This window comes from Marinococcus tarijensis (assembly GCF_054971385.1).
Map to the genome: position 1 here is coordinate 1 of NZ_JBQOJA010000067.1, position 3,689 is coordinate 3,689.

At 38.1% G+C, this 3,689-nt stretch carries 4 protein-coding genes; 3 read left to right on the plus strand and 1 reads right to left on the minus strand.

What is annotated here, in order from left to right; all coding sequences use genetic code 11:
* Positions 1–393: 393 nt before the first annotated feature.
* The 3 genes from ACTTK7_RS17105 to ACTTK7_RS17115 all read left to right on the plus strand — a co-directional run bounded on the left by ACTTK7_RS17105 (position 394) and on the right by ACTTK7_RS17115 (position 2,548).
* On the plus strand, positions 394–975 hold the full coding sequence (locus tag ACTTK7_RS17105) for a hypothetical protein (RefSeq protein WP_462869307.1): 582 nt from the start codon (positions 394–396) through the stop codon (positions 973–975).
* Between the two features lie 383 nt (positions 976–1,358).
* A complete protein-coding gene (locus tag ACTTK7_RS17110) occupies positions 1,359–2,174 on the plus strand; it encodes a hypothetical protein (protein WP_462869308.1) in 816 nt (271 codons plus the stop codon).
* A 23-nt stretch (positions 2,175–2,197) separates the two neighbouring features.
* Complete coding sequence (locus ACTTK7_RS17115) at positions 2,198–2,548, plus strand: hypothetical protein (protein ID WP_462869309.1); 351 nt, start codon at positions 2,198–2,200, stop codon at positions 2,546–2,548.
* A 737-nt stretch (positions 2,549–3,285) separates the two neighbouring features.
* Here ACTTK7_RS17115 and ACTTK7_RS17120 read toward each other — a convergent pair.
* Positions 3,286–3,495: a hypothetical protein gene (locus ACTTK7_RS17120; RefSeq protein ID WP_462869310.1), complete on the minus strand. Its 210-nt coding sequence runs from the start codon at positions 3,493–3,495 to the stop codon at positions 3,286–3,288.
* Positions 3,496–3,689: the final 194 nt, after the last annotated feature.

A 3,689-nucleotide genomic window follows, 5' to 3' on the forward strand; every position in this document is an offset into this window, starting at 1 on the left:
AGTCCAATACCAAGATAAAGGAAGAGCCGCTTTTTTCATATCCCTATCGTGTCAAGTCCAACTTGTGGTGAAGAGCCCTTTTTTTGTCATAAAATACTTTTTATGGAAATTATGATTTTTGAAGGATCCGTTTCTACAACTCAAATAGTCATTTAATCAGTCTATCTGTGCTCCCAATTTCGACTAGTACATCTACGGTGCTTAGGAAATAAAATTAATCATAATTACCAGCTAAACATAACGGCCCTTATCGGAAGTAAATTAATAAAACCTCATAGTCATAACTGTCACAACCAATTAGTTATGACAGTTATACTCCCAATGATCAAAAACTAATAGCTGAATTTAATTACAACTGTTATAATTCACTTAAGTTAAGGGGGCATAATTGTTATGACTGAATTAAAATATCGTTTAACTGACCTTGCTGATGCATTAGGGGTTAAAGAGTCTACTGCTAAAAAATATTATCTACTTATTGAGCGCGAAGGTTATAACTTCACTAGAGAAAAAAACAACCATATTTCCTTTCAAGAATCCGAGGTAAATATGTTGAAAAAAATGATGGAACTCAAAAGTCAACCAGGAACCACTTTGCAAGATGCAGTTGAAGAAGTAGTAAGTATGATGAAATCTGCACATCCGGATCATAACAGTCACAACTTATCAAAACATAACAGTTACAACCCTGATGAGATTAAAGAATTAAAAGAACTGATAATTCAACAGTCAGAAATGCTAAAAGAACAACAACAGGCTATTCAAAGACTAGAAAGTAAATTTAATGATACTGAACTTAAACAGCTGGAATCTCAAGAAACGAAAGAGGAGCTTCCTGATACAGAAAACAAAAATAGTTCAGAATCGGATGAGCAAGTCACTGAACAACCTCTAGAAAACGAAAATACAGATAGAAGTACAAACGAAGAAGTGCAAGAAAAGAAAGGGTTTTGGAAGAAGCTTTTTGGATATTAAAAAGACCATGCCCTGGAGAGCATGATCTTTAAGGAATGGTATGTAAGCCTGTGTGCATTACAAGCCTTTTTAAATATACATGAAGGCGCTTTTCTTGGCAACAAATGGGAGATTGATTATAAATAGTAATTCAGATATTATATACTTAAACAATAAAAAGCAGCCAGTGCTACCAACACTGACTGCCTTTGTAGAGAGTTATTCCCTACACAAAAACAAACTCTTCTATGACGAGAAGAAAAACTATTTGATTTTAGTTTAGCATATTCTTATATCTTTTCAAGAGATGTGTTCATTCTAAATCTGTATTTAACTTCGTTCAGGAGAAACTTTAAATGTGTAGAAATAACTCTCATCCAAAATACTTGATGGGAGTTTTTATTATGGCAATTATTAAAAGAACAAAAACATCTAATTATCTGCAGCTTCATAATCAAGCAGTACAAGAAGGATTAGACGATCTTCAAGCAATAGGATTGTTAACTTATATTATGAGTTTGCCTGAGGATTGGACCTTACATAAAACACACTTACAAAATAAATTTTCTAGAAGAAAAGTAGATACAGCTTGGAAAATACTATTAGAGAATCGATATGCTGTTGGTTTTGTTTGCTATATCAATGGCAAGAAAACATATTTTTATAATGTATCAGATATCCCTTTTGAGGAAGAAGAGTATTTAACTTTTGTTGATGAACAGCTTAAAGAAATCTTAAAAGAAAGTTCTTCAGTGTATAGTGTTTCAGAAATTAAAGATAATTACTTCCCGATTCCCACTTCAGAAGAAGATTTTTCTACTGTACAAAACGTACAGTACACTGCGTACAGTACATTGCGTACTGTACAAAACGTTCAACTACAAAAGAAATATAATACAAATAAACAAGAACAAAAAAATACTAACAAAGAAATACTTGTTAACAAGAACGTTGACAATTCTTCATTGGAATATCAAGATACGTCCGATATAGAAAAAGAATATCTCCAAAAAGGCTTATCACCCGATGTCATTCAACGAGTCAAAGACGAAATCGCCAACAAAAAAGAACCGGTTCGTCATTACGAAGCGTATCTGCGAACGTGCCTGGACAATACCTTACATAAGCACCGCCTGAAACGAGACATGATTGACCAGCCATATCCGCATTTACCAGCTAATCATCCGTTGAACTATAATTGGCTGCAGGATGGCTCATAAATTCATGGAGGAGGGGAAAGTCGATGGCAGGCACCATCTCCAAGATTAATCGAAGTGTGAAACAGTTGGAAAAAGAATTAACCGCGATTGGTTTTCACGTGAAGATCGAAGCCGATCCCGATAGCATGACGCAGTATTTGATCGTCAATGAGGGACAGGTTCCAGGAATCATGGTAAGTGATCGCCGATCCAAAGGGAAAAAACGAGCACAATGGGCCGCCGAAGTCGTGGTCACCGCTCCCACGGAAACTTATGAGATTAATACGTATAAGGATCCGGAAACAAAGCAGTCGTTTACGCATTACGTCGTCTCGTCGCACAAAGCCAACAAGATCCCAAAACTTTGGAAAGCCTTTGGCAACGATACAACTTAAGCATTGCTGCGCCATTGATCATAAGTAACCCCTAGAACAAACACAGCCGGCACGAGAGCGTTATTCCTACGTCATTAGACCTTAGGGAAGAGAACGAACAGCTAAACGACTCTGTGGCTTCTCAGCGTCTTTCAAGACGTGCGGTATGGATCCGACTATCGAAAAAGAAAAGAAGGATCTGTTTGCTCGATCAACCATGGATCATTGCTGCAACCATTTCTCCAGGACCTTAACGATAGATGGCTAAGCTAAGGATCCATTTATTTTGCTAGGAGAGAGCCATTAACAGACACGTTAGCGTGTACGATCCATCCACCATCAAGACATCATAAAAGGGTCTATTGGCGTTTCGATCTTAGGCATCATGGAACCAGGTGTTGGCTTTATTTTGGTCCATAACCTGCAATAATAGCTTCTCAACCAGTACGCTGAAGTGTCGAACGCCCCCGGTTTTGTACACAAAACCGTGAACAGGCAGTACGCAAAAATGGGGACAAACGTTTTTTTCACGATATCAAACGAAAACCCCGGCACTGCCGGGGATAGCACGACGTGATATCATTTTTCCCTTATGCTCTTTCTGGATTTTATCTTTTGCAGGGGGGCTGTTCTCAAGTGAGCTTGTTTCATGACAGCTAGGGTGTTTGATGCTTGCTGTTTTGCTGTGGAACGATCCTTGGGAAAAGGGACGACCATTGATCGACGAAAAAGCGTGGATTCTATCCATTTTTCATCGATCAGGGATCCATCGCTAGCCGTCGTAGTTTCTTAATGTTTTTGAATAAATCATAGCTGCTGGTCCCAGCCAGAACTAATCCTAAGATGGTATACAGCGTAGGACGTTCAGAAAAAAAGGGCATCGTGGTGGACATGAAAAACAATGTAGCTCCAAACAGGATCAGAAACATATTAAACGCCATGGTGATGAGAATTTGTCTTTTTTTCACCGTCATCCCTCCAAAAAGTAAAAAACTTACAAAACGATTCTACTTGCTGGAAGGATGCTTATCGAGAACAAATATCCACATCGAACCATTTTTTGGTTCAACGAAGAGAAGCAAATGCCAACGCTCCCGTGCTCCCATTATTCGTTTACGAGAAGGAGGAACCATTTGATGAATCGCATCGATACCCGGTTAAA

Excerpts from the sequence above, each read along its gene's own strand:
- ACTTK7_RS17105 (WP_462869307.1), top strand. The coding sequence starts at position 394 with ATGACTGAATTAAAATATCGTTTAACTGACCTTGCTGATGCATTAGGG.
- ACTTK7_RS17110 (WP_462869308.1), top strand. The coding sequence starts at position 1,359 with ATGGCAATTATTAAAAGAACAAAAACATCTAATTATCTGCAGCTTCAT.
- ACTTK7_RS17115 (WP_462869309.1), top strand. The coding sequence starts at position 2,198 with ATGGCAGGCACCATCTCCAAGATTAATCGAAGTGTGAAACAGTTGGAA.